The organism is Pseudomonas sp. 18058, from assembly GCF_902706155.1.
GTDB classification, from domain to species: Bacteria; Pseudomonadota; Gammaproteobacteria; order Pseudomonadales; family Pseudomonadaceae; genus Aquipseudomonas; species Aquipseudomonas rustica.
In genome coordinates this window covers 34,642-57,430 of record NZ_CACSJY010000022.1, presented here as the reverse complement: position 1 = coordinate 57,430, position 22,789 = coordinate 34,642, and the positions used below count along the sequence as shown (strand labels likewise).

24 protein-coding genes are annotated in these 22,789 nt (G+C 59.7%); 21 read left to right on the top strand and 3 right to left on the bottom strand.

Annotation, left to right across the window (positions count from 1 at the left end):
* The first annotated feature begins 47 nt into the window (after window positions 1–47).
* Window positions 48–839, top strand: a complete 792-nt coding sequence (locus GVL50_RS14285; protein ID WP_159813760.1) for a CPBP family intramembrane glutamic endopeptidase — start codon at window positions 48–50, stop codon at window positions 837–839.
* 102 nt (window positions 840–941) lie between these two features.
* Entirely contained in the window at window positions 942–2,507 is a 1,566-nt protein-coding gene (locus GVL50_RS14280; RefSeq protein ID WP_159813758.1) for a PAS domain-containing methyl-accepting chemotaxis protein, read from the top strand.
* Between the two features lie 264 nt (window positions 2,508–2,771).
* Here the strand turns inward: GVL50_RS14280 and GVL50_RS14275 are convergent, their stop codons facing one another.
* Window positions 2,772–3,128, bottom strand: coding sequence for a DUF6124 family protein (locus GVL50_RS14275; protein WP_159813756.1), 357 nt, complete (start codon window positions 3,126–3,128; stop codon window positions 2,772–2,774).
* A 599-nt stretch (window positions 3,129–3,727) separates the two neighbouring features.
* Entirely contained in the window at window positions 3,728–4,408 is a 681-nt protein-coding gene (locus tag GVL50_RS14270; protein ID WP_159813754.1) for an alpha/beta family hydrolase, read from the bottom strand.
* A gap of 95 nt (window positions 4,409–4,503) precedes the next feature.
* Here GVL50_RS14270 and ccoN (GVL50_RS14265) point away from each other — a divergent pair, with 95 nt between their 5' ends.
* The 19 genes from ccoN (GVL50_RS14265) to GVL50_RS14175 all read left to right on the top strand — a co-directional run bounded on the left by ccoN (GVL50_RS14265) (window position 4,504) and on the right by GVL50_RS14175 (window position 21,358).
* Entirely contained in the window at window positions 4,504–5,928 is a 1,425-nt protein-coding gene (ccoN, locus tag GVL50_RS14265) for a cytochrome-c oxidase, cbb3-type subunit I (RefSeq protein WP_053118803.1), read from the top strand.
* 10 nt (window positions 5,929–5,938) lie between these two features.
* Window positions 5,939–6,547 carry a cytochrome-c oxidase, cbb3-type subunit II gene (gene ccoO, locus GVL50_RS14260; RefSeq protein WP_053118801.1) on the top strand — a complete coding sequence of 203 codons (609 nt, stop codon included), beginning with the start codon at window positions 5,939–5,941 and terminating at the stop codon, window positions 6,545–6,547.
* A 5-nt stretch (window positions 6,548–6,552) separates the two neighbouring features.
* Window positions 6,553–6,768 (top strand): cbb3-type cytochrome c oxidase subunit 3, encoded by a 216-nt coding sequence (locus GVL50_RS14255; RefSeq protein ID WP_053118838.1) that lies wholly within the window; start codon window positions 6,553–6,555, stop codon window positions 6,766–6,768.
* Window positions 6,765–7,718: a cytochrome-c oxidase, cbb3-type subunit III gene (gene ccoP / locus GVL50_RS14250; RefSeq protein ID WP_159813752.1), complete on the top strand. Its 954-nt coding sequence runs from the start codon at window positions 6,765–6,767 to the stop codon at window positions 7,716–7,718. Before GVL50_RS14255 ends, ccoP (GVL50_RS14250) begins: the two co-directional genes overlap by 4 nt.
* A gap of 481 nt (window positions 7,719–8,199) precedes the next feature.
* Window positions 8,200–9,642 (top strand): cytochrome-c oxidase, cbb3-type subunit I, encoded by a 1,443-nt coding sequence (ccoN, locus tag GVL50_RS14245; protein ID WP_053118794.1) that lies wholly within the window; start codon window positions 8,200–8,202, stop codon window positions 9,640–9,642.
* Window positions 9,642–10,250 carry a cytochrome-c oxidase, cbb3-type subunit II gene (gene ccoO / locus GVL50_RS14240; RefSeq protein WP_053118792.1) on the top strand — a complete coding sequence of 203 codons (609 nt, stop codon included), beginning with the start codon at window positions 9,642–9,644 and terminating at the stop codon, window positions 10,248–10,250. Before ccoN (GVL50_RS14245) ends, ccoO (GVL50_RS14240) begins: the two co-directional genes overlap by 1 nt.
* A gap of 5 nt (window positions 10,251–10,255) precedes the next feature.
* Window positions 10,256–10,441, top strand: coding sequence for a CcoQ/FixQ family Cbb3-type cytochrome c oxidase assembly chaperone (locus GVL50_RS14235; protein WP_003175465.1), 186 nt, complete (start codon window positions 10,256–10,258; stop codon window positions 10,439–10,441).
* Entirely contained in the window at window positions 10,438–11,421 is a 984-nt protein-coding gene (gene ccoP / locus GVL50_RS14230) for a cytochrome-c oxidase, cbb3-type subunit III (protein ID WP_053118790.1), read from the top strand. Before GVL50_RS14235 ends, ccoP (GVL50_RS14230) begins: the two co-directional genes overlap by 4 nt.
* 169 nt (window positions 11,422–11,590) lie before the next feature.
* The gene (locus tag GVL50_RS14225) at window positions 11,591–11,845 is read left to right on the top strand and encodes a type II toxin-antitoxin system Phd/YefM family antitoxin (RefSeq protein WP_178124190.1); all 255 of its coding nucleotides are present in this window, start codon (window positions 11,591–11,593) and stop codon (window positions 11,843–11,845) included.
* Window positions 11,846–12,253: a type II toxin-antitoxin system VapC family toxin gene (locus GVL50_RS14220; RefSeq protein ID WP_159813748.1), complete on the top strand. Its 408-nt coding sequence runs from the start codon at window positions 11,846–11,848 to the stop codon at window positions 12,251–12,253. It abuts the gene before it with no gap.
* Window positions 12,254–12,387: 134 nt separating this feature from the next.
* Window positions 12,388–12,579 (top strand): hypothetical protein, encoded by a 192-nt coding sequence (locus tag GVL50_RS14215; protein WP_159813746.1) that lies wholly within the window; start codon window positions 12,388–12,390, stop codon window positions 12,577–12,579.
* Between the two features lie 262 nt (window positions 12,580–12,841).
* Window positions 12,842–14,257 (top strand): cytochrome c oxidase accessory protein CcoG, encoded by a 1,416-nt coding sequence (gene ccoG / locus GVL50_RS14210; RefSeq protein ID WP_159813744.1) that lies wholly within the window; start codon window positions 12,842–12,844, stop codon window positions 14,255–14,257.
* An 11-nt stretch (window positions 14,258–14,268) separates the two neighbouring features.
* Window positions 14,269–14,808: a FixH family protein gene (locus GVL50_RS14205; RefSeq protein ID WP_159813742.1), complete on the top strand. Its 540-nt coding sequence runs from the start codon at window positions 14,269–14,271 to the stop codon at window positions 14,806–14,808.
* Between the two features lie 140 nt (window positions 14,809–14,948).
* Entirely contained in the window at window positions 14,949–17,399 is a 2,451-nt protein-coding gene (locus tag GVL50_RS14200; protein WP_159813740.1) for a heavy metal translocating P-type ATPase, read from the top strand.
* A 22-nt stretch (window positions 17,400–17,421) separates the two neighbouring features.
* Window positions 17,422–17,634 (top strand): cbb3-type cytochrome oxidase assembly protein CcoS, encoded by a 213-nt coding sequence (ccoS, locus tag GVL50_RS14195; RefSeq protein WP_053118779.1) that lies wholly within the window; start codon window positions 17,422–17,424, stop codon window positions 17,632–17,634.
* Window positions 17,627–18,310: a sulfite exporter TauE/SafE family protein gene (locus GVL50_RS14190; RefSeq protein ID WP_159813738.1), complete on the top strand. Its 684-nt coding sequence runs from the start codon at window positions 17,627–17,629 to the stop codon at window positions 18,308–18,310. Before ccoS ends, GVL50_RS14190 begins: the two co-directional genes overlap by 8 nt.
* Window positions 18,311–18,481: 171 nt before the next feature.
* Window positions 18,482–19,864 carry an oxygen-independent coproporphyrinogen III oxidase gene (hemN, locus tag GVL50_RS14185; RefSeq protein WP_159813736.1) on the top strand — a complete coding sequence of 461 codons (1,383 nt, stop codon included), beginning with the start codon at window positions 18,482–18,484 and terminating at the stop codon, window positions 19,862–19,864.
* A 132-nt stretch (window positions 19,865–19,996) separates the two neighbouring features.
* Window positions 19,997–20,731 (top strand): fumarate/nitrate reduction transcriptional regulator Fnr, encoded by a 735-nt coding sequence (gene fnr / locus GVL50_RS14180; protein WP_053118774.1) that lies wholly within the window; start codon window positions 19,997–19,999, stop codon window positions 20,729–20,731.
* Window positions 20,732–20,809: 78 nt separating this feature from the next.
* The gene (locus tag GVL50_RS14175; RefSeq protein ID WP_024012326.1) at window positions 20,810–21,358 is read left to right on the top strand and encodes an adenine phosphoribosyltransferase; all 549 of its coding nucleotides are present in this window, start codon (window positions 20,810–20,812) and stop codon (window positions 21,356–21,358) included.
* A gap of 90 nt (window positions 21,359–21,448) precedes the next feature.
* On the opposite strand, the gene GVL50_RS14170 is transcribed toward GVL50_RS14175, so the two are convergent.
* On the bottom strand, window positions 21,449–22,597 hold the full coding sequence (locus GVL50_RS14170) for an acyl-CoA dehydrogenase family protein (RefSeq protein WP_159813734.1): 1,149 nt from the start codon (window positions 22,595–22,597) through the stop codon (window positions 21,449–21,451).
* Between the last annotated feature and the right edge of the window lie 192 nt (window positions 22,598–22,789).

The window sequence follows — 22,789 nt, the reverse complement described above, 5'->3', positions numbered from 1 at the left end:
TCGCCCGTGTAGAAAGCCCTTCCACAAAATGTGCACAGGGACTTTCGATGAAGGCTTTGCCATGGCTCTATCTGGCCCTTCTCAGCCTCGGTTACGGTTTGGCACTGAGCCACGGCCAACTCGGCTGGCTGGCGTTGATCTCGGTTGGGCTGCTGTTGTTCGCGGGCTTTGCCGTGCGCCAGCAACAGGTGCCGGTCGGGCGGTTTCTCGGCCACGGTCTGTTCATCGTGCTGGCGTTAGCGCTGGCGCTGCACTGGTTGCCGGGCTTCTCCAGCGCTCGGGTTATCGATCCGCAACGCTTCACCGATGACGCCGTGCCATTCGCGATGTACCTCAATCTCGACAAACCGTTGATTGGCTTCTGGCTGTTGCTGGTCTGCCCATGGATTGTCGCGCGGCGTTCGTTGCGACTGACGGTCTACGCCACCGTCGTCGCCCTGACCTTGAGCGTGATCCTCGCCCTCGGCGGCGCGGTATTGCTCGGCGTGATCGCGTGGGCGCCGAAGTGGCCCGATCAGGCCTGGCTATGGGTGCTGAACAATCTGCTGCTGGTGACGCTGGTCGAGGAAGCGCTGTTTCGCGGCTATATACAGGGCGGTCTCAGCCGTCGTTTGAAAAACCTGCCGTACGGCGAAAACCTCGCCCTACTGCTCGCCTCGTTGATTTTCGGCCTGGTGCATCTGGGTGCCGGTTGGCAGTGGGTGTTGCTCGCGAGTCTGGCCGGTGTCGGTTATGGCCTTGCCTACCGTTTCGGCGGACTGGGCGCGGCGATTGCCACGCATTTCGGCCTGAATCTGCTGCACTTCGCGCTGTTTACCTATCCGATGCTCGCCGGTTGAAGCAATGGCCGTTTTGCGACGCCATTCTTGAATCTGAAAAATAATTTCAATAAAACGCCGCGACCGCCGACAACCTTTCAAAGCCTTGCGGATTGAAAAACCATGCGTAATAACCAGCCCATCACACAACGCGAACGGACGTTCCCGGCTCAGCAGCGGTTGATTTCCACAACCGACGCCAAGGGCGTGATCACCTACTGCAACGACGCTTTCGTTGAAATCAGCGGGTTTTCGCGTGAAGAACTGATCCGCGCGCCGCACAACCTGGTTCGTCACCCCGACGTCCCGGCGGCGGTGTTTTCGCACATGTGGGGCACATTGAAACAAGGCTTGCCATGGATGGGCATTGTCAAGAATCGCTGCAAGACCGGTGACCATTACTGGGTTAACGCCTACGTAACACCGGTGTTCGACGGCAATCAGGTGGTCGGTTACGAGTCGGTGCGGATCAAACCCACCGCCGAACAGATCCGCCGCGCCGAAGCGCTCTATCAACGCATCAACCAAGGCAAGTCGGCGATTCCTTCCAGCGATAAATGGCTACCGGTGCTGCAAGACTGGTTGCCGTTCATTCTGGTCAGCCAACTGAGCTTCGTGATCGGCGCGACCCTCAATTCGCACTGGGGCTTCGCCCTCGCCGCCGGTTTGTCGGTGCCGCTGGGCCTGATGGGCCTGCAATGGCAGCAACGCGGGCTGAAACGCCTGCTGCGTCTGGCCGAACAGACCACCTCCGACCCGCTGATCGCACAGATGTACACCGACAGCCGTGGCGCGCAGGCGCGTCTGGAAATGTCGATCCTCAGCCAGGAAGCACGCCTGAAAACCTGCCTGACCCGCTTGCAGGACACCGCCGAACACCTGACCGATCAGGCCAGGCAATCCGACGTCCTCGCGCACAACAGCTCCAGCGGTCTGGAACGTCAACGCGTGGAAACCGAACAGGTCGCCACCGCCGTCAACCAGATGGCCGCGACCACGCAAGAAGTCGCGAGCCACGTGCAGCGCACGGCTGACGCGACGCAGGAAGCCAATCGCCTGACCGGTCGCGGTCGTGACATCGCTGGCGAAACCCGCGAAGCCATTCAGCGCTTGTCCGTCGTCGTCGGCGAGACCGGCCTGACCGTCACTCAACTGGCCAAGGACAGCGACGAAATCGGCGGCGTGGTTGATGTGATCAAAGGCATCGCCGATCAGACCAACCTGCTGGCGCTCAACGCCGCGATTGAAGCCGCACGTGCCGGCGAGATGGGCCGTGGTTTTGCCGTGGTGGCTGACGAAGTTCGCCAGTTGGCGCAACGCACCAGCGAATCGACCGGGCAGATTCACGCTCTGATCGCCAAGTTGCAGCAGACGGCTTCGAGTGCCGTGCAGACCATGGAAGCCGGGCATCGTCAGGCTGAAGAAGGTGTGGCGCGGGTACTGGAAGCGGATCAGGCATTGGTCGGGATCAGTGAAGCGGTGGCCAACATCACCGACATGACCACGCAGATTGCAGCGGCGACGGAAGAGCAAAGTGCGGTGGCTGAGGAGATTAGCCGCAACATCAGCAATATTTCGGAACTGGCGGATCAGACGTCGGAACAGGCGCACAACTCGGCGTTGCTGAGTGAAGAGCTGACGAAGACGGCGAATACGCAGTACTCGTTGGTGGAGCGGTTTAACCGCTAAAAGCAAAAGATCGCAGCCTGCGGCAACTCCTACAGGGATCGATGTAGGAGTTGCCGCAGGCTGCGATCTTTAGATCTTCAAAGCCCGGACAAGCGAAAGCTTTCCGGGCTTTTTATTGCCTAAGTGAAATCAATGAAACTGGCAGGCCTGATCGCGAACAGGCTCACTCCTACATTGAAGCTGCGGTGATCACAGCTTTTGCGCCCGATTACGCCCCCGCTGTAGGAGTGAGCCTGCTCGCGATCAGGCCTGAACTGTTGGTGCCTATTCCTTGGGCACCACGTTATCCAGTGCCTGATTGACCGCCAACTCCCCCAGCATCACAACCTGCGCAATGCCCAACAGCGTATTGCGGCTGGGGCCTTCCAACATCCCGGCGAAGTCACCGAGCATGACCGTGGCCGAGGCCAATGACTCACAGGCATTCGCCAATAAGGATTCAGTGTCGGTTTGCGGATTGACCATGAACATGCTGCTGGGACTATAAGGCGTGGCCATGATCTGCGTGGGTGCGAGGTAATGGTCGAGGGCGCGTTCGGCGGCGGCGTGGAGCTTCTTTGAATCGAATGATTCGTACGGTGAAGCCGGATCTGTGACCAGCGGTTTTGTGGTTTCGGACATAAGCTGAAACTCCTCGAAGCACTGCGAAAAAATGACACCGTATCAGGCCGCCTTCGCGAGCAAGCTCAGCTCCTACAAAATCAAGATCAAAAGATCGCAGCCTTCGGCAGCTCCTACATGGAATTCGCGGCGCAGCCGCCCCACTCAACAGGATGAGCGTTAGCTCGGCTGCTGCTGTTGATTTTGATTTTGATTTGGATCTTGATCCACAAGCGACGTCGGAAGGCTGAGTGGAGGGATTCATCCGGGGGTGGGAGCGCAGCGACCGTTTGGCGCAGCCAAACACATCGAGAGGAGGTGCAGCGCAGCAAACCGGAGGCGATGCGCCCGGATGGATCCCGCAGCGAAGGAACCCCGAGCCCCAGCGAGCGGGCCGAACGTAGGAGCAAGCGTTTTTTGCTTACTTTTTTAGGCGCTTGTAAAAAAGTGAGTCGCCGTAAGGGCGAAACCGTAAGTGGCCGTTACCGCAGCAATGGATATGTACTCAAAAAATATGTAGCAGCTGATATCCATCCCCCTCACCCCAGCCCTCTCCCCCAAGGGGGCGAGGGGGAAAGGGAGCAGATCTTCATGCAGTTCAAAATCTCAGCCCGGCTCGGTCACTTGCTGAGAAACTCGGATACTTTCTGCGCAGCACTGGCCAAATGCTGTTCATGCGTAAAACCTGAAGCCTTGAGCGGTTTCAAATCATGATCCCCGGCCACCAGCCAACACACCTTGATACTCGGCGATAACGCATACGCCTCCACGGCTTCACGATTGCCAAGCGCATCCCGCTCCCCCTGCACAATCAACGTCCGCGTCCGCAAAGAAGCCAAATGCTCAACCCGAGGCTTCTCCGGCTTCCCCACCGCATAAAACGGATACCCCAGACACACCAACGCATCCACGCCCAATTCGTCAGCCAAAAGACTCGCCATCCGCCCCCCCATCGACTTCCCGCCAATCGCCAAAACCCCAGTGACATGACGTCGCACTACAGCAAACACCTCACGCCAGCACTCCAACAGCTTCGGCGCCGGATTGGGCGGACGTTTACCACCGTCAACGCGCCGTTGCGCCATATACGGAAACTCAAACCGCAACACGTTAATCCCAAGAGCAGCAAGGCGCCCAGCCATGTCGTTCATCCAGTCGCTGTCCATCGGCGCACCAGCACCGTGAGCCAGGATCAACGTCGCCGCAGCTTCCCCATGAGCAGCATCCCAAAGCCACCCATGATCACGCACGCACTGCGCCCATTGATCCCCGTCAATACTGGCCTTGTGCTGTTTGTCCATGCTTGCCTCGCTTTTAGTCTGCCTATAACTCCAGACGAAGGATTCGCCGCGTCTTTTGCGCGGGCTCACTTCGGCTGAACCGTGGATGGGGAACCATGAACACTTCTATCAGTACCGCCTACAACTACAAGGTGGTCCGCCAATTCGCCATTATGACGGTGGTGTGGGGCATCGTCGGCATGGGGCTCGGGGTTTTTCTCGCGGCCCAATTGGTCTGGCCCGAACTCAACTTCAATTTGCCTTGGACCAGTTTTGGCCGCCTGCGCCCGCTGCACACTAACGCGGTGATCTTCGCGTTCGGCGGCTGCGCACTCTTCGCCAGTTCGTTTTACTCGGTGCAACGCACCTGCCAGACCCAATTGTTCGCGCCAAAAATTGCCGCGTTCTGCTTCTGGGGCTGGCAATTGGTGATCCTGTTGGCGGCCATCAGCCTGCCACTGGGTTACACCAGCTCCAAGGAATACGCCGAGCTGGAATGGCCGATCGACATTCTGATCACCATTGTCTGGGTCGCCTACGCCATCGTGTTCTTCGGCACGATCATGCAGCGCAAAACCAAACACATCTACGTGGGCAACTGGTTCTTCGGCGCGTTCATCATCACCGTGGCGATTCTGCACATCGTCAACAACCTTGAGTTGCCGGTGAGTTTCACCAAGTCCTACTCGGTGTACGCCGGTGCAACCGACGCGATGGTGCAATGGTGGTACGGGCACAACGCCGTAGGCTTTTTCCTCACCGCCGGTTTCCTCGGGATGATGTACTACTTCGTGCCGAAACAGGCCGAGCGTCCGGTGTACTCGTATCGTCTGTCGATCGTGCACTTCTGGGCACTGATCACCCTGTACATCTGGGCCGGCCCGCACCACTTGCACTACACCGCGCTGCCGGACTGGGCACAGTCGCTGGGCATGGTGATGTCGCTGATTCTGCTGGCACCGAGCTGGGGCGGCATGATCAACGGCATGATGACCCTCTCGGGCGCCTGGCATAAGTTGCGCAGCGATCCGATCCTGCGCTTCCTCGTGGTCTCGCTGGCGTTCTACGGCATGTCGACCTTCGAAGGTCCGATGATGGCCATCAAAACGGTCAACGCCCTCTCCCACTACACCGACTGGACCATCGGCCACGTCCACGCCGGCGCGCTCGGTTGGGTAGCGATGATTTCCATCGGCGCGCTGTACCACATGATCCCGAAAATCTTCGGCAAAGCGCAGATGCACAGCATCGGCCTGATCAACGCGCACTTCTGGCTCGCGACCATCGGCACCGTGCTGTACATCGCCTCGATGTGGGTCAACGGCATCGCGCAAGGCCTGATGTGGCGCGCCATCAACGAGGACGGCACGCTGACCTACTCCTTCGTCGAAACCCTGGTGGCCAGCCACCCTGGCTTCATCGTGCGGCTGATTGGCGGGGCGATCTTCCTCAGCGGCATGTTCCTGATGGCTTACAACACCTGGCGCACCGTGCGGGCCTCGCAGCCTGCTGACGTCGTCGCTGCCGCGCAGATGGCCTGAGGAGTCCGCCATGAAACACGAAACGATTGAAAAGAACGTCGGCCTGCTGATGTTGCTCATGGTGCTTGCCGTGAGCATCGGCGGCCTGACCCAGATCGTCCCGCTGTTCTTCCAGGACGTCACCAATAAACCGGTCGAAGGCATGAAGCCTTACACCGCGCTGCAACTGGAAGGCCGCGACATCTATATCCGTGAAGGTTGCGTCGGCTGCCACTCGCAGATGATCCGCCCGTTCCGCGCCGAAACCGAACGTTACGGACACTACTCGGTGGCCGGTGAAAGCGTCTGGGATCACCCGTTCCTGTGGGGCTCGAAACGTACCGGGCCGGATCTGGCCCGGGTCGGCGCGCGCTACTCGGATGACTGGCACCGTGCGCACTTGTACAACCCGCGCAACGTCGTACCGGAATCGAAAATGCCGGCCTACCCATGGCTGGTCACGCAAGCGGTCGACAGCAGCCACACCGAAACCAAGATCAAAGTCATGCGCACCCTCGGCGTGCCGTACACCGACGATGACATCGCCGGCGCGGTGGCCAGCCTCAAGGGCAAGACCGAAATGGACGCGCTCGTCGCCTACCTGCAAGTGCTTGGCACTGCGATCAAGAGCAAGAGGTGAGCACGATGGTCTTTGAAATGAGCGCAGGGCTGATCCGTGGTTTAGGCACCGTTGTCGTGTTTGTAGCGTTCGTCGGTTTGACCTTGTGGGTGTTCAACCGCAAGCGCACCCCGGAGTTCGCCGAAGCACGTCTGCTGCCGTTCGCCGACGAGCCACAGCCCGAAACGACCCCAGCATTTGAAACAACCCAAGCACCTGAACCAAGGAGTACCCGGCCATGACCACCTTCTGGAGTACGTGGATCTGCGTACTGACCATCGGCAGCCTGATCGGTCTGACGTGGTTGCTGATCGGCACCCGCCGGGGCGAGACCAAGGGCAGCGTCGACCAGACCATGGGCCACAGCTTCGACGGCATCGAGGAGTACGACAACCCGCTGCCGCAGTGGTGGTTCATGCTCTTCGCCGGCACGCTGGTATTTGCCGTGGGCTATTTGATTCTGTATCCGGGTCTGGGCAACTGGAAAGGCATCCTCCCGGGATACGAGGACGGCTGGACCGGTGTTCACGAGTGGGAAAAGGAAATGAGCAAGGCTGACGCCAAGTTCGGGCCGATCTTCGCCAGGTTCGCCGCCATGCCGGTGGAAGAAGTGGCGAAGGATCCGCAGGCGCTGAAAATGGGTGGCCGCCTCTTCGCTTCCAACTGCTCGGTGTGCCACGGCTCGGACGCCAAAGGCGCGTTCGGCTTCCCTAACCTCGCCGACAGCGACTGGCGTTGGGGCGGCGACGCCGAGACCATCAAGACCACCATCATGGGTGGCCGGGTCGCGGCGATGCCGGCGTGGGGCGAAGTGTTGGGCGAGGCCGGGGTGAAGAACGTGGCCGCGTATGTGCGTCATGATCTGGCCAAGTTGCCGTTGCCCGCCGACAGCAAGGCTGACCTGCAAGCGGGCCAGCAGGCGTTCAGCACCACCTGCGTAGCCTGTCATGGGGCAACCGGCCAAGGCACCGAAGCCATGGGCGCGCCGAATCTGACGCACCCGGCCGGGTTTATCTATGGCACCAGCCTGACCCAACTCGAGCAGACCATTCGCCATGGTCGTCAGGGTCACATGCCGGCGCAAAACGAGCTGCTGGGCAACGATAAAGTGCAATTGCTGGCGGCTTATGTGTACAGCCTCAGCCACATATTGAATACAGAAAAACTGATTACTGAAGACAACCAGAAGTAAGCATTGCGTACACTTCTGCCGCACGATTCTCCGTGCGGCAGTTTCCCACCCCTTTGCGACGCATTGTCGCACCCCTTAACAGCCTCGCCTTTCGGTTCCCCGAATTCGGGTCTAAGCTTGCTCGATGCGGACTGGCTCATGCCGGTTGCAGGTCGATCCTGAGCGTTGTGTTCGATGAATTGGCTGACAGATTCGCCGCAAAGGCCAGTAGATACCGGCTGTCGCGCCGATTGCCATTCGTCACCCAAACCGGTCGTTTGAACACACCTCGTTACAAGCGACCTGAACCCCTCGCTTTTTTCATCCGCAGCGACTTTTTTTTCCAGGGCATTTTTGTCCTTACGCGGCGCATGGAAAGGCCGCAGAATCAGCGTTGGAAAGCATTGACCCAGGTCATGGCGCGTTGCAATGACCCCCTGCTCTCTGCATACTTGCGGCCGATTTTAATCCTAATAAAACACCCAAACCGTGGAACCTTAGAATGAGCACAGCAATCAGTCCGACTGCTTATAACTATAAGGTAGTCCGCCAGTTCGCCATCATGACGGTGGTCTGGGGGATCCTTGGCATGGGGCTCGGTGTCTTCATCGCCTCGCAACTGGTTTGGCCGGAGTTGAACTTCGGTCTGCCGTGGACGAGCTTTGGACGCCTGCGCCCGTTGCACACAAACCTGGTGATTTTCGCCTTCGGTGGTTGTGCACTGTTTGCCACTTCCTACTATGTCGTGCAGCGAACCTGCCAGACGCGACTGATTTCCGACAGCCTCGCGGCCTTCACCTTCTGGGGATGGCAAGCGGTCATTGTCGGCGCGATCATTACCTTGCCGCTGGGTTACACCACCACCAAGGAATACGCGGAACTGGAATGGCCGATCGCCATTTTGCTGGCCATTGTCTGGGTCACCTACGGTCTGGTGTTCTTCGGCACCATCACCAAGCGCAAAACCAAGCACATCTATGTGGGTAACTGGTTCTACGGCGCGTTCATCGTCGTCACGGCGATGCTGCACATCGTCAACCACGCGTCCCTGCCGGTGAACCTGTTCAAGTCCTACTCCGCCTACTCCGGCGCGACCGATGCGATGATCCAGTGGTGGTACGGCCACAACGCCGTAGGTTTCTTCCTGACCACCGGTTTCCTCGGGATGATGTACTACTTCGTGCCGAAACAGGCCGAACGTCCGATCTACTCGTATCGTCTGTCGATCGTGCACTTCTGGGCACTGATCACCCTGTACATCTGGGCGGGCCCGCACCACCTGCACTACACCGCACTGCCGGACTGGGCACAATCGCTGGGCATGGCGATGTCGATCATCCTGCTGGCACCTAGCTGGGGCGGCATGATCAACGGCATGATGACCCTCTCGGGCGCCTGGCATAAGCTGCGCACCGACCCGATCCTGCGCTTCCTCGTGGTCTCGCTGGCGTTCTACGGCATGTCGACCTTTGAAGGTCCGATGATGGCGATCAAGACCGTCAACTCGCTCTCGCACTACACCGACTGGACCATCGGCCACGTACACGCCGGCGCTTTGGGATGGGTGGCGATGATCTCGATCGGCGCGATCTACCACATGATCCCGAAACTGTTCGGTCGCGCGCAGATGCACAGTGTCGGCCTGATCAACGCGCACTTCTGGCTCGCGACCATCGGCACCGTGCTGTACATCGCTTCGATGTGGGTCAACGGCATCACTCAGGGCCTGATGTGGCGTGCAATCAACGATGACGGCACCCTCACCTACTCGTTCGTTGAAGCGCTGCAAGCCAGCCACCCGGGTTACATCGTGCGTGCCTTGGGCGGTGCTTTCTTCGCCAGTGGCATGTTCTTGATGGCTTACAACGTATGGCGCACCGTGCGCGCCTCGAACGCTGTTGAAGCTGAAGCCGCCGCCCAGATCGCTGTCGTTGGAGCTCACTGATGAAGCATGAAGCTGTCGAGAAGAATATTGGCCTGCTGGCCTTCTTCATGGTCATCGCCGTCAGCATCGGTGGCCTGACTCAAATCGTTCCGCTGTTTTTCCAGGACGTCACCAACAAGCCGGTCGAAGGCATGAAGCCACGCCCCGCCCTTGAACTGGAAGGCCGCGACGTCTACATCGCCAACGGCTGTGTCGGCTGCCACTCGCAGATGATCCGTCCGTTCCGCGCTGAAACCGAACGCTATGGCCACTACTCGGTGGCCGGTGAAAGCGTCTGGGATCACCCGTTCCTGTGGGGTTCCAAACGTACCGGCCCGGATCTGGCCCGTGTCGGCGCGCGTTACTCAGATGACTGGCACCGCGCGCACTTGTACAACCCGCGCAACGTGGTGCCTGAGTCGAAAATGCCGGCGTACCCGTTCCTCGTGGAAAACAAGCTCGACGGCAAGGAGACGGCCAAGAAAATGGAAGTATTGCGCACGCTCGGCGTTCCTTACACCGACGAAGACATCGCCGGTGCTCAGGATGCCGTGAAGGGCAAAACCGAAATGGACGCGCTGGTGGCCTATCTGCAAGGCCTGGGCACCATCATCAAAAGCAAACGGTGATTTAGATGGATATCGGGATGATTCGTGGCCTGGGCACCGTTGTTGTGATGGTGGCCTTCATCGGTCTGGCGCTGTGGGTGTTCAGCCCCAAGCGCAAGTCGGAGTTTGAAGACGCGACCTTGCTGCCTTTCGCGGATGATCCCGAAGCCATCAAGCACGTCGAGCAAGCTTCTAGGAGTAACAAAGAATGACTACATTCTGGAGTCTGTACGTCACAGTCCTCAGTCTCGGTACGATCTTTTCCCTGACCTGGCTGCTGCTGTCGACCCGCAAGGGCCAGCGCAGTGAACAGACGGAAGAGACGGTCGGGCACTCCTTCGACGGGATCGAGGAGTACGACAACCCGCTGCCAAAATGGTGGTTCATGCTGTTCGTCGGCACCATCATTTTTGCCTTGGGTTACCTGGTGCTGTATCCGGGTCTGGGCAACTGGAAAGGCCTGCTGCCGGGGTACAACTACCTCGATAACGACAAGCAGACCGCGTTCGCCAACGGCCAGACCGGCTGGACCGGCGTGCACGAGTGGGAAAAGGAAATGGCCCGTTCGGACGCCAAGTTCGGTCCGATCTTCGCCAAGTTCGCCGCCATGCCGATCGAAGAAGTCGCCAAGGATCCGCAAGCACTGAAAATGGGGGGCCGTTTATTCGCCTCCAACTGCTCGGTGTGCCACGGTTCCGACGCCAAGGGCGCTTACGGTTTCCCGAACCTGACCGACGCCGACTGGCGCTGGGGCGGCGAACCGGAAACCATCAAGACCACCATCATGGGCGGTCGCCACGCGGTGATGCCGGCCTGGGCTGAAGTGATCGGCGAGCAAGGCGTTGCTGACGTTGCCGCGTTCGTGGTGAGCAACCTCGATGGTCGCAAGCTGCCGGAAGGCACCAAAGCGGATGTCGCCAACGGCCAGAAACTGTTCGCCGGCAACTGCGTGGCGTGCCACGGCCCGGAAGGCAAAGGTACGCCAGCGATGGGCGCACCTAACCTGACTCACCCGGCCGCGTTCATCTACGGTTCGAGCTTCGCGCAATTGCAGCAGACCATCCGTTACGGCCGTCAGGGCCAGATGCCTGCGCAGGAACAGCTGCAAGGGAACGACAAGGTTCACTTGCTGGCCGCGTACGTTTACAGCTTGTCCCACGGTGAAAAAGCCCCGGAAGCGAACGCCGAGTAAGGCTTACGCTTGAAACAAAAAACGGCCCCGCCAACTCACATTGGCGGGGCCGTTTTGTTTGCTCCTTTCGGTGTTCGACCAATGGTGACGCTCTTCTGCAATTGAAGGTTGTCGGATCTCCAAGTCGGTAGTAACGTTTCTACAAAATCTTTCGGGAGAGGTCCTCATGATGGCCATCACCACCATTTCCAGCCGTGAATTCAATCAGGACACAAGCGGTGCCAAAAAAGCCGCGCTTCAGGGGCCGGTAATCATCACCGACCGAGGCAAACCTGCTCACGTGCTGCTAAGCATTGAGGAGTACGAAAAACTGACCGGCACTAACGCAAGCATTGTCGATCTCCTGGTCATGCCCGAAGCGGCCGATATCGAGTTCGAAGCCGAGCGTGCCGTGATCACTCACCGCCCTGTGGATCTGTCCTGAATGTATTTACTCGATACCAATGTGATTTCCGAACTGCGCAAACCCAAGGCCGATAAAAACGTGGTGGCCTGGGCCAATACCGTTATTGCCCCACGCCTGTTTATTTCAGCCATTACCTTGAAAGAACTGGAAACCGGCGTCCTGCGCATGGAGCGTCGCGATCCGGTACAGGGCAAGGTTTTGCGCACCTGGCTCAAGCGTCACGTCATGCCGGCGTTCGATGCGCGGATCCTGCCGGTGGATGCCGCCGTTGCCCTGCGCTGCGCCAGCCTGCACGTGCCGGACAGTGCCAATGAAAGCGACGCACTGATTGCCGCCACGGCATTGGTGCACGGGCTGACGGTAGTGACGCGCAATGTGGCTGATTTTGCTTCCAGCGGTGTGGCGTTGATCAATCCATGGGAATGAGTGACTGGCCGGTTGCCTGCTCATATTTGGCAATTGAAATTCGATGGGCACATTCGCCGACAAGCGATAACGTCTGGACTCAACTGCAATGACGCAGTTAGTACCGCAAAAAATTCAGACAAGGATGCTGAGCAATGACCCAACAAGACGAAACCCTGAACACCGAACCATCGATCCCGGAAGGTGCACCCACACAACTGAATGACTCGGCGGGCACGACTGATAACCTGAACAGACAAAAGCGTTCCGTCGATAACGAAAGCGCTGCTGATAGAAAGCGCGGCAGTGGTGGCCTCGACAGCCTCGGCGGTGGCCGACTGCCTTGATCGGTGAGTGAAAACAGGGCAGTGCCTGCACTGCCCTCCTCAGCTGTCACGATACCGGCAACAGCCATCGTCTATAGTCAATTGACCTGCATCATGCTTTGCTGCAATCGCTACACCATTCACGCTCTTCCCCCAACGCGACCAAAGGTCGCACCCTTGAGCTAGAGAGACAGGCGTATCATTGCGCCACTGCAATACCCCCTTTTGACCGCGGTTGGCACGTATCGACCGAGGCATTTTTCCACTGCCGTGGGATGCAATGATGAGCAACCAGATTCCGGTACACGACGTCACACCACCGAGCAAAAACGCGAGCAACAGCGTTGACCTTTACGCCTCACGAGAAAAAATCTACACCCGCGCTTTCACTGGCCTGTTTCGCAACCTGCGGATGATGGGCGGCGCCGCACTGTTTCTGCTGTATTTCGGTACGGTCTGGCTGAATTGGGGCGGCCATCAGGCGGTGTGGTGGAACTTGCCCGAGCGCAAATTCTTCATCTTCGGCGCCACCTTCTGGCCACAGGATTTCATTCTGCTGTCCGGCCTGTTGATCATCGCCGCGTTCGGCCTGTTCTTCATCACCGTGTACGCCGGTCGCGTCTGGTGCGGTTATACCTGTCCGCAAAGCGTGTGGACGTGGATTTTCATGTGGTGCGAGAAGGTCACCGAAGGCGACCGCAACCAGCGCATCAAACTCGACAAGGCGCCGATGAGCGCCAACAAACTGCTGCGCAAAGCCGCGAAACATGCGATGTGGCTGCTGATTGGTTTTGTCACCGGCATGACCTTTGTCGGTTACTTCTCGCCAATCCGCGAACTGGTTTTTGAATTCTTCACCGGCCAGGCCGATGGCTGGTCGTACTTCTGGGTCGGTTTCTTCACCCTCGCCACCTACGGCAACGCCGGTTGGTTGCGCGAGCAAGTGTGCATCTACATGTGTCCGTATGCGCGCTTCCAGAGCGTGATGTTCGATAAAGACACGCTGATTGTTTCCTACGATCCGCGCCGGGGTGAAAGCCGTGGCCCGCGCAAAAAAGGCATCGACTACAAGGCGCAGGGCCTCGGTGATTGCATCGACTGCACCATGTGCGTTCAGGTCTGCCCGACCGGCATCGACATTCGCGACGGTCTGCAGATCGAGTGCATCGGTTGCGCCGCGTGCATCGACGCCTGCGACAGCATCATGGACAAGATGAATTATCCGCGCGGCCTCATCAGTTACACCACCGAGCACAACCTGTCCGGGCAGAAAACCCATAAACTGCGACCGCGCCTGATCGGCTATGCCGTGGTGTTGCTGGCGATGATCAGCCTGTTGGTGACCGCGTTCTTCATGCGCTCGCTGGTTGGTTTCGACGTCAGCAAGGATCGCGTGCTGTACCGCGAAAACGCTGAAGGCCGGATCGAAAACGTCTACAGCCTGAAGATCATGAACAAGGATCAGCGCGACCACACCTATGTGCTGGAAGCCAGCGGTCTGCCGGATCTGCGCCTGCAAGGCAAACGCGAGATCAAGGTGCCGGCCGGGGAAATTTTCAGCATGCCGGTCGAACTGTCGAGCGCCCCCGAACAACTGCCATCGAGCACCAACGAGGTGAAATTCATCCTCAAGGATGCCGATGACAACAGCGTCCACGTTGAAGCCAAGAGCCGATTCATCGGCCCACAAATCCGTTGAGAGAACTGAACATGCCCGCAGCAAACGCCGCAAGCCCTTGGTACAAGCACCTCTGGCCATGGATCATCATCGGGATTCTGGCCTGCTCGGTGACCCTGACCTTGTCCATGGTGACCATCGCGGTAAACAACCCGGACAACCTGGTGAACGACAACTACTACGAGGCCGGCAAAGGCATCAACCGTTCGCTGGATCGTGAGTTGCTCGCGCAGAACCTGAAGATGCGCGCCAACGTGCATCTGGATGGCGTCACGGGTGAAGTTGATCTGCGTTTGAGCGGTGACAGTCAGCCGAAGACATTGGAACTGAACCTGATCTCGCCGACCCAGCCGGAGAAGGATCGCAAGATCGTCCTGACTCGCAGCGAATCTGAAACCGGCCGTTACCTCGGACAACTGAACGACAAGGTTGAAGGGCGTCGTTTTGTTGAGTTGCTCGGTACTCAGGATGACCATATCTGGCGCATGTTCGAAGAAGAACTGGTCAGCCACGACAAGGATCTGCTGCTGGGTGATGAACCCCTCCAGGGCGCCGAAGACCTGAAAAAATAAACAACTCCTGTGCCTGATCGTTCCCACGCTCTGCGTGGGAACGCAGCCAAGGACGCTCCGCGTCCCAGCCGAAGCGGACGCGGAGCGTCCGGGGAGGTATTCCCACGCGGAGCGTGGGAACGATCATCGGAACAAGTGCCATGACCAGCCCACTCCCCTGCTACCACTGCGCCCTGCCCGTTCCGTCGGGCAGCCGCTTCACCGCTGTCGTACTCGGGGAATCCCGCGAATTCTGCTGCCCGGGCTGCCAGGCCGTGGCCGAAGCCATCGTTGCCGGCGGCCTCGACAGTTATTACCAGCATCGCAGCGAAGCCTCGGCCAACCCCGAAGCGCTGCCGGTGCAACTGACCGACGAACTGGCGCTGTACGACCGCGCCGACGTGCAACAACCGTTCGTGCGCCATGCAGGCGAGCTGGCCGAAACCACGTTATTGATGGAAGGCATCAGTTGCGCCGCGTGCGGCTGGCTGATCGAGAAACATCTGCGCACCCTGCCTGCCGTGGCCGAAGCACGGCTGAACCTGTCCAACCATCGCCTGCACGTGAGCTGGGCCGATGCGCAGTTGCCGCTGAGCCAGATCCTCGCCGAACTGCGTCACATCGGTTACGCCGCCCACCCGTATCAGGCAGACCGCGCCAGCGAACAACTGGCCAGCGAAAACCGTCTCGCCCTGCGCCAGCTCGGCGTCGCTGGATTGCTGTGGTTTCAGGCAATGATGGCGACCATGGCGACCTGGCCGGAATTCAACATCGACCTCAGTCCTGAGCTGCACACGATTCTGCGCTGGGTCGCGCTGTTCCTCACCACGCCGATCGTCTTCTACAGCTGCGCGCCGTTCTTCAAAGGCGCAATGCGTGATTTGCGCACCCGCCACCTGACCATGGACGTCTCGGTGTCGCTGGCCATCGGCAGCGCCTACATCGCCGGGATCTGGACGGCGATCACGGGCGTCGGCGAGTTGTACTTCGACGCGGTTGGCATGTTCGCGCTGTTCCTGCTCGCCGGCCGTTATCTGGAACGTCGCGCCCGCGAACGCACTGCGGCCGCCACCGCCCAGTTGGTCAATCTGTTGCCCGCGTCGTGCCTGCGTCTGGACGGTAGCGGCCAGAGCGAGCGCATTTTGCTCAGCGAACTGCGCACGGGCGACAAGATTCTGGTGCAAGCCGGATCGATCCTCCCGGCCGACGGCAAGATCATTGATGGCCAATCAAGCATCGACGAATCGCTGCTCACCGGCGAATACCTGCCGCAACCGCGCACACTGGGCGATGCGGTCACCGCCGGCACCCTTAATGTCGAAGGGGCGCTGACGGTTGAAGTGCAGGCGCTGGGGCAAGACACGCGCCTGTCCGCCATCGTCCGCCTGCTTGATCGCGCTCAGGCAGAAAAACCGCGACTGGCAGAAATCGCCGACCGCGCCGCGCAATGGTTCCTGTTGCTGTCGCTGATCGCCGCTGCGGTCATCGGCCTGCTCTGGTGGGAGCTGGATTCCTCGCGCGCGTTCTGGATCGTCCTCGCCATGCTCGTCGCGACCTGCCCGTGCGCGCTGTCGCTGGCGACGCCGACCGCCCTCACCGCCGCCACCGGCACCCTGCACAAACTCGGTTTGCTGTTGACGCGCGGCCATGTGCTGGAAGGCCTGAATCAGATCGACACAGTGATTTTCGACAAGACCGGCACCCTCACCGAGGGCCGCTTGGTATTGCGTTCGATCCGCCCGCTCGGCGCAATGGACAGCGAGCAATGCCTGAGCCTCGCCGCCGCGCTGGAAAACCGTTCAGAACACCCGATTGCCCGAGCTTTCGGTCGCGCACCGCTGGCGGCAGAGGAAGTTCACAGCACACCGGGGCTCGGCCTCGAAGGCTTGGTCGGCGAGCAGCGTTTGCGCATCGGTCAGGCGCAATTTGTCTGCGCCCTCAGCGGCGCGGCAGCACCGACGATGCCGGACGAAGCAGGCCAATGGCTGCTACTTGGCGACGCACAGGGGCCGTTGGCGTGGTTCGTCCTCGATGACCGCTTGCGCGATGACGCCCCCGCCCTGCTCGCGGCGTGCAAGGCTCGCGGCTGGCGCACCTTGTTGCTATCGGGCGACAGCTCGCCGATGGTCGCCAGCGTCGCCGCCGAGTTGGGCATCGACGAGGCCCGTGGTGGTTTGCGTCCTGACGACAAACTGCAAGTCTTGCAACAGTTGCACAAGGAAGGTCGCAAGGTGCTGATGCTTGGCGACGGTGTGAATGACGTGCCGGTACTGGCAGCGGCTGACATCAGCGTGGCGATGGGCTCGGCCACCGATCTGGCGAAAACCAGCGCCGATGCGGTGCTGCTGTCCAATCGCCTCGACGCGCTGGATCAAGCTTTCACGTTGGCGCGACGCACCCGTCGGGTAATCATCGAGAACTTGCTGTGGGCCGCGCTGTACAATGGCCTCATGTTGCCGTTCGCCGCCCTCGGTTGGATCACGCCGGTGTGGGCCGCGGCCGGCATGTCGATCAGTTCGTTGACCGTGGTGCTCAACGCTTTGCGCCTGACTCGCCTGCCGGGTTCGCCGCACACCAGCACCCGTTCGGAAACCCGCCCGCTGCCGGCCTGAGCCGCGCGGGCATGGAGTACAGATGCCAGCTCTCTACGTGATGATCCCCGCCGCACTGCTGATCGTGGCCATCGCCGTTTACATCTTCTTCTGGGCGGTGGACAGTGGTCAGTACGACGACCTCGACGGCCCGGCCCACAGCATCCTGTTCGACGATCAGGATCCGCAACACACCGCTGCCGTCGACGAAGTCAACGCGACCAAACCGGACGACAAGGCCCCACCCCATGCTTGAACTGGCGCCACTGCTGGTCTCGGCGCTGATCCTCGGCTTGCTTGGTGGTGGCCATTGCCTGGGCATGTGCGGCGGCTTGATGGGCGCGCTGACCCTGGCGATTCCCAAAGAGCAACGCAGCCGGCGTTTTCGTCTGCTGCTGGCGTATAACCTCGGGCGGATTCTCAGTTATGCCACGGCGGGATTGTTGATCGGGCTGGCGGGCTGGGCGGTTGCCAACAGTCCTGCGGCAATGTTCATGCGCGTACTGGCCGGTTTGTTGTTGATCGCCATGGGTTTGTACCTGGCCGGTTGGTGGAGCGGCCTGACGCGGATCGAAAGCCTCGGGCGCGGGTTGTGGCGGTACATTCAGCCAGTCGCTAACCGTTTGTTGCCCGTGTCGAGTGTGCCGCGTGCGTTGTTGCTTGGCGCCTTATGGGGCTGGCTGCCGTGTGGACTGGTTTACAGCACGTTGCTGTGGTCGGCGAGTCAGGGCAATGCGCTGGACAGTGCGTTGTTGATGCTCGCGTTTGGCTTGGGGACGTGGCCGGTTTTACTCGCCACGGGCCTTGCGGCAGAACGCGTTACTGCGCTGTTGCGCAAGCGCAGCGTGCGCATGACGGGTGGGCTGCTGGTCATCCTGTTCGGCATCTGGACCCTGCCCGGCCCGCATCAACATTGGCTCATGGGGCATTAAGATCAAAAGATCGCAGCCTTCGGCAGCTCCTACAGAGTTACACATTCCAAAGTAGGAGCTGCCGAAGGCTGCGATCTTTTGATCTCCTGCGGTTGATGCAAATCAAGTGCCTCATCGCCGCACCCCGATAGACTCCCCCCACACTGCCAGCCTATTCGGGGGAATGCCCGCATGCTCGACGCCATTCGTTGGGACTCTGATCTGATTCGCCGTTACGATCTCGCGGGACCGCGCTACACCTCGTATCCGACGGCCGTGCAATTTCACAGTCAGGTCGGCTCGTTCGATCTGTTTCACGCTCTGCGCGACAGCCGCAAGGCCCTGCGCCCGTTGTCGCTGTATGTGCACTTGCCGTTCTGCGCGAACATTTGCTACTACTGCGCCTGCAACAAGGTCATCACCAAGGATCGCGGCCGCGCCCTGCCGTACCTGCAACGTCTGGAGCAGGAAATCCAGTTGATCGCCTGCCACCTCGACCCCGCACAAAAAGTCGAGCAACTGCACTTCGGCGGCGGCACCCCGACCTTTCTCAGCCACGATGAACTGCGTCAGTTGATGGCGCACCTGCGCAAGCATTTCAATCTGCTGGATGATGATTCCGGCGATTACGGCATCGAAATCGACCCGCGCGAAGCCGACTGGTCGACCATGGGCCTGCTGCGTGAACTCGGTTTCAATCGCGTCAGCATCGGCCTGCAAGACCTTGATCCGGCCGTACAACGCGCCGTCAATCGCCTGCAAAGTCTGGAAGAAACCCGCGCGGTGATCGATGCGGCGCGCACCCTGCAATTTCGCTCGATCAACATCGACCTGATTTACGGCCTGCCCAAACAGACCCCGGACAACTTCGCCCGTACCGTCGAGGAAGTCATCAGCCTGCAACCGGATCGGCTCTCGGTGTTCAACTACGCGCACTTGCCGGAACGCTTTATGCCGCAGCGGCGGATCAACACCAGCGAACTGCCGAGCCCGGCGCAGAAACTGGAGATGTTTCAGCGCACCACCGAACAATTGATCGCCGCCGGTTACCGCTACATCGGCATGGATCACTTCGCCCTGCCCGATGACGAACTGGCGATTGCTCAGGAGGAGGAAACCCTGCAACGCAACTTCCAGGGCTACACCACCCACGGCCATTGCGATCTGATTGGTCTGGGGGTTTCGGCGATCAGCCAGATTGGCGACCTGTACTGCCAGAACAGCAGCGATCTGAACGAATACCAGAACAGCCTCGCCGCCGCGCAACTGGCGACCAGCCGTGGCTTGGTGTGCAACGCCGATGATCGGCTACGACGCGCGGTGATTCAGCAACTCATCTGCAACTTCAGTCTGGATTTCGCCGAGATCGAGCAGCAGTTCAACATCGATTTTCAGGGTTACTTCGGCGCGCTATGGCCACAATTCCAAGGCATGGCCAACGATGGCTTGATCACTCTGGATCGTGATTGCATCGCGATTCTGCCGGCGGGACGCTTGCTGGTGCGTTCGGTGTGCATGGTGTTTGACGCTTACCTGGAGCAGCAAAACCGCCAGCGTTTTTCCCGGGTGATCTGAGCGCCCAGCAAAATGAACCAGTCCGGACAGCGAGACTTTGCCGGCAGGCCAGACGCGCCACACACTGGCCTGAACGTCCTCTTGTGGGTTACCCTTACGTCTTATGTGTGATTTCCCACAAGGATTAAAGAAATGTCCGAGCCAGTTAAACTGCGCGCTCATAACCAGGCCCATTGCAAGGATTGCAGCCTGGCCCCTCTCTGCCTGCCACTTTCTCTGAATCTGGAAGACATGGATGCGCTGGACGAGATCGTTAAACGTGGCCGCCCGTTGAAAAAGGGTGAGTTCCTGTTCCGCCAGGGCGACACATTCGATTCCGTTTTTGCAGTACGCTCCGGCGCTCTGAAGACCTTCAGCCTGAGCGATTCCGGCGAAGAACAACTGACTGGCTTCCACTTGCCAAGCGAGCTGGTCGGCCTGTCCGGCATGGACACCGAGAAACACCCGGTGTCCGCCCAGGCACTGGAAACCACCTCGGTTTGCGAAATCCCCTTTGAACGCCTCGACGAACTGGCCCTGCAATTGCCGCAGTTGCGCCGTCAGTTGATGCGCGTGATGAGCCGCGAAATCCGCGATGACCAGCAAATGATGTTGCTGCTGTCGAAGAAAACCGCCGACGAGCGTATCGCCACGTTTTTGGTCAACCTGTCCGCGCGCTTCCGCGCTCGCGGTTTTTCGGCCAATCAATTCCGCCTTGCAATGTCGCGTAACGAAATCGGCAACTACTTGGGTCTGGCGGTGGAAACCGTGTCCCGCGTGTTCACTCGCTTCCAGCAAAACCAGCTGATCGCCGCCGAGGGCAAGGAGATTCACATCCTCGACCCGATCCAGCTCTGCGCGCTGGCCGGTGGTTCGTTAGAAGGCTGATCTCGATCCGCGGTTGAGCGAAGCGTTTCAGCCGCGGGTATACTGCGCCGTTTGCAGCCCTGCCAGGACACCTCGACGATGGTCTTCGACTCCTTCGACATCAAATCCCTGATCCGCCCCGTGATCGACTTCCCGAAACCGGGCGTGATCTTTCGCGACATCACCCCGCTGTTCCAATCGCCCACGGCCCTGCGCCTGGTGATGGACAGCTTCGCCCACCGCTACGTGGAAGCCGATTTCACCCACATCGGCGCGATGGATGCGCGCGGTTTTCTGATCGGTTCGGTACTGGCCTATCAGTTGAACAAGCCACTGGTGCTGTTCCGCAAGCAAGGCAAACTGCCGGCGGACGTGCTCGCTGAAGGTTACGCGACCGAATACGGCGAAGCGTTTCTGGAAGTGCACGCTGATAGCCTGTGCGAAGGCGATTCGGTGGTGATGTTTGATGATTTGATCGCCACCGGCGGCACGCTGATTGCGGCGGCCAACCTGATTCGTCGCATGGGCGCGCGGGTGCATGAGGCGGCGGCGATTATTGACCTGCCGGAGCTGCAAGGTTCGCAGCGACTGCAGGACATGGGTATCCCGACCTTCTGCCTGACGCAGTTTGCGTTGACCGATAAGTAATCAAGAGCAAAAGATCGCAGCCTTCGGCAGCTCCTACATTGGGATGTGCGTTTCCCTGTAGGAGCTGCCGAAGGCTGCGATCTTTTGACTTTAAAGCCCCATCTGTTTGCTGATGATCTCGTTCATCACTTCCCGCGTCCCGCCGCCAATCGACAAGATGCGGTTATCCCGATACAGCCGCTCCACCAGACTCTCGCGCATATACCCAAGCCCACCAAGAATCTGCACCGCCTCCGTGGTAATCCGATCCGAGGTGTCCGTGGCAAAGTTCTTCGCCATGGAAATCTCCTTGATCACACTTTGCCCCGCCGCCATTTTTGCCGCTTGCCGATAAGTGAATTCGCGCGACACCTCCAGCGCCGTAGCCATTTCGGCCAGTCGATGCTTGATCACCTGAAACTTGCCAATCGGTTTGCCAAAGGCTTCACGCTCGCGCGCCCACTTCAGGCTCTGTTCCAGCGCCAGTTGCGCGGTCATGTTGGCCATCAGCGCCAAGGCCAGGCGTTCGCTCTGAAAATTGCCCATGATGCAGGCGAAGCCCATGTTCTCGGCGCCGATCAGATTTCCTACAGGCACACGGCAATCGTCGAAGAACAATTCAGCCGTGTCCGACGCCCACCAGCCCATTTTCTTCAACTGACGACCCACGGTGAAACCGGGTGTGCCCTTCTCGATCATCAACAGGCTGATGCCACCGAAGCCTGGCGCACCGGTGCGTACCGCGACGGTGTAGAAATCCGCGCGCACGCCACTGGTGATAAAGGTTTTGCTGCCGCTGACCCGATAGAAATCGCCGTCACGCACGGCGCGGGTTTGCAGGTTGGCGACGTCAGAGCCGCCACCGGGCTCGGTAACCGCCAAGGCGCTGATCTTTTCGCCGCTGAGCACTTGCGGCACGACGCGATCTCGCACTTCAGGGCGCGCCCATTTGGCGATCGGCGGCAGACCGATATCCAGCGAGCCAAGCCCCGCTACCAGGCCACCAGAGCCGCAGCGCATCAATTCCTCACTGGCGGCGACCTTGGCGAAGAGATCGCCCTCATGGCTGCCACCGAGCGCTTCCGGGTAGCCGATGCCGAGGATGCCGGCGGCACCAGCCTTCAGGTACAGCTCACGGGGGAAGCTTTCGGCTTCTTCCCACTGGTCAATGTCCGGCAGGACCTCACGTTCGACGAAACGTCTGACGCTGTCGCGGACTAATTGATGGCTGGGATCGAAGTATTCCTGAAAGGCAGGCATGGGCGAGCTCCACGGAAGGATTCGCCGAACTTAACCGAGCGCTTGCTTGGTTTTCAACAGAATTGTGTGAATCAGGTAGACCGAGGTGAGCCATTCGCGAGCAAGCCCTCTCCCACATTGGTTTTGTGTCGTTCGCAAATCCTCTGTGGGAGCGGGCTTGCTCGCGAAGGCGTCAGAACAGGCAACCCAGGA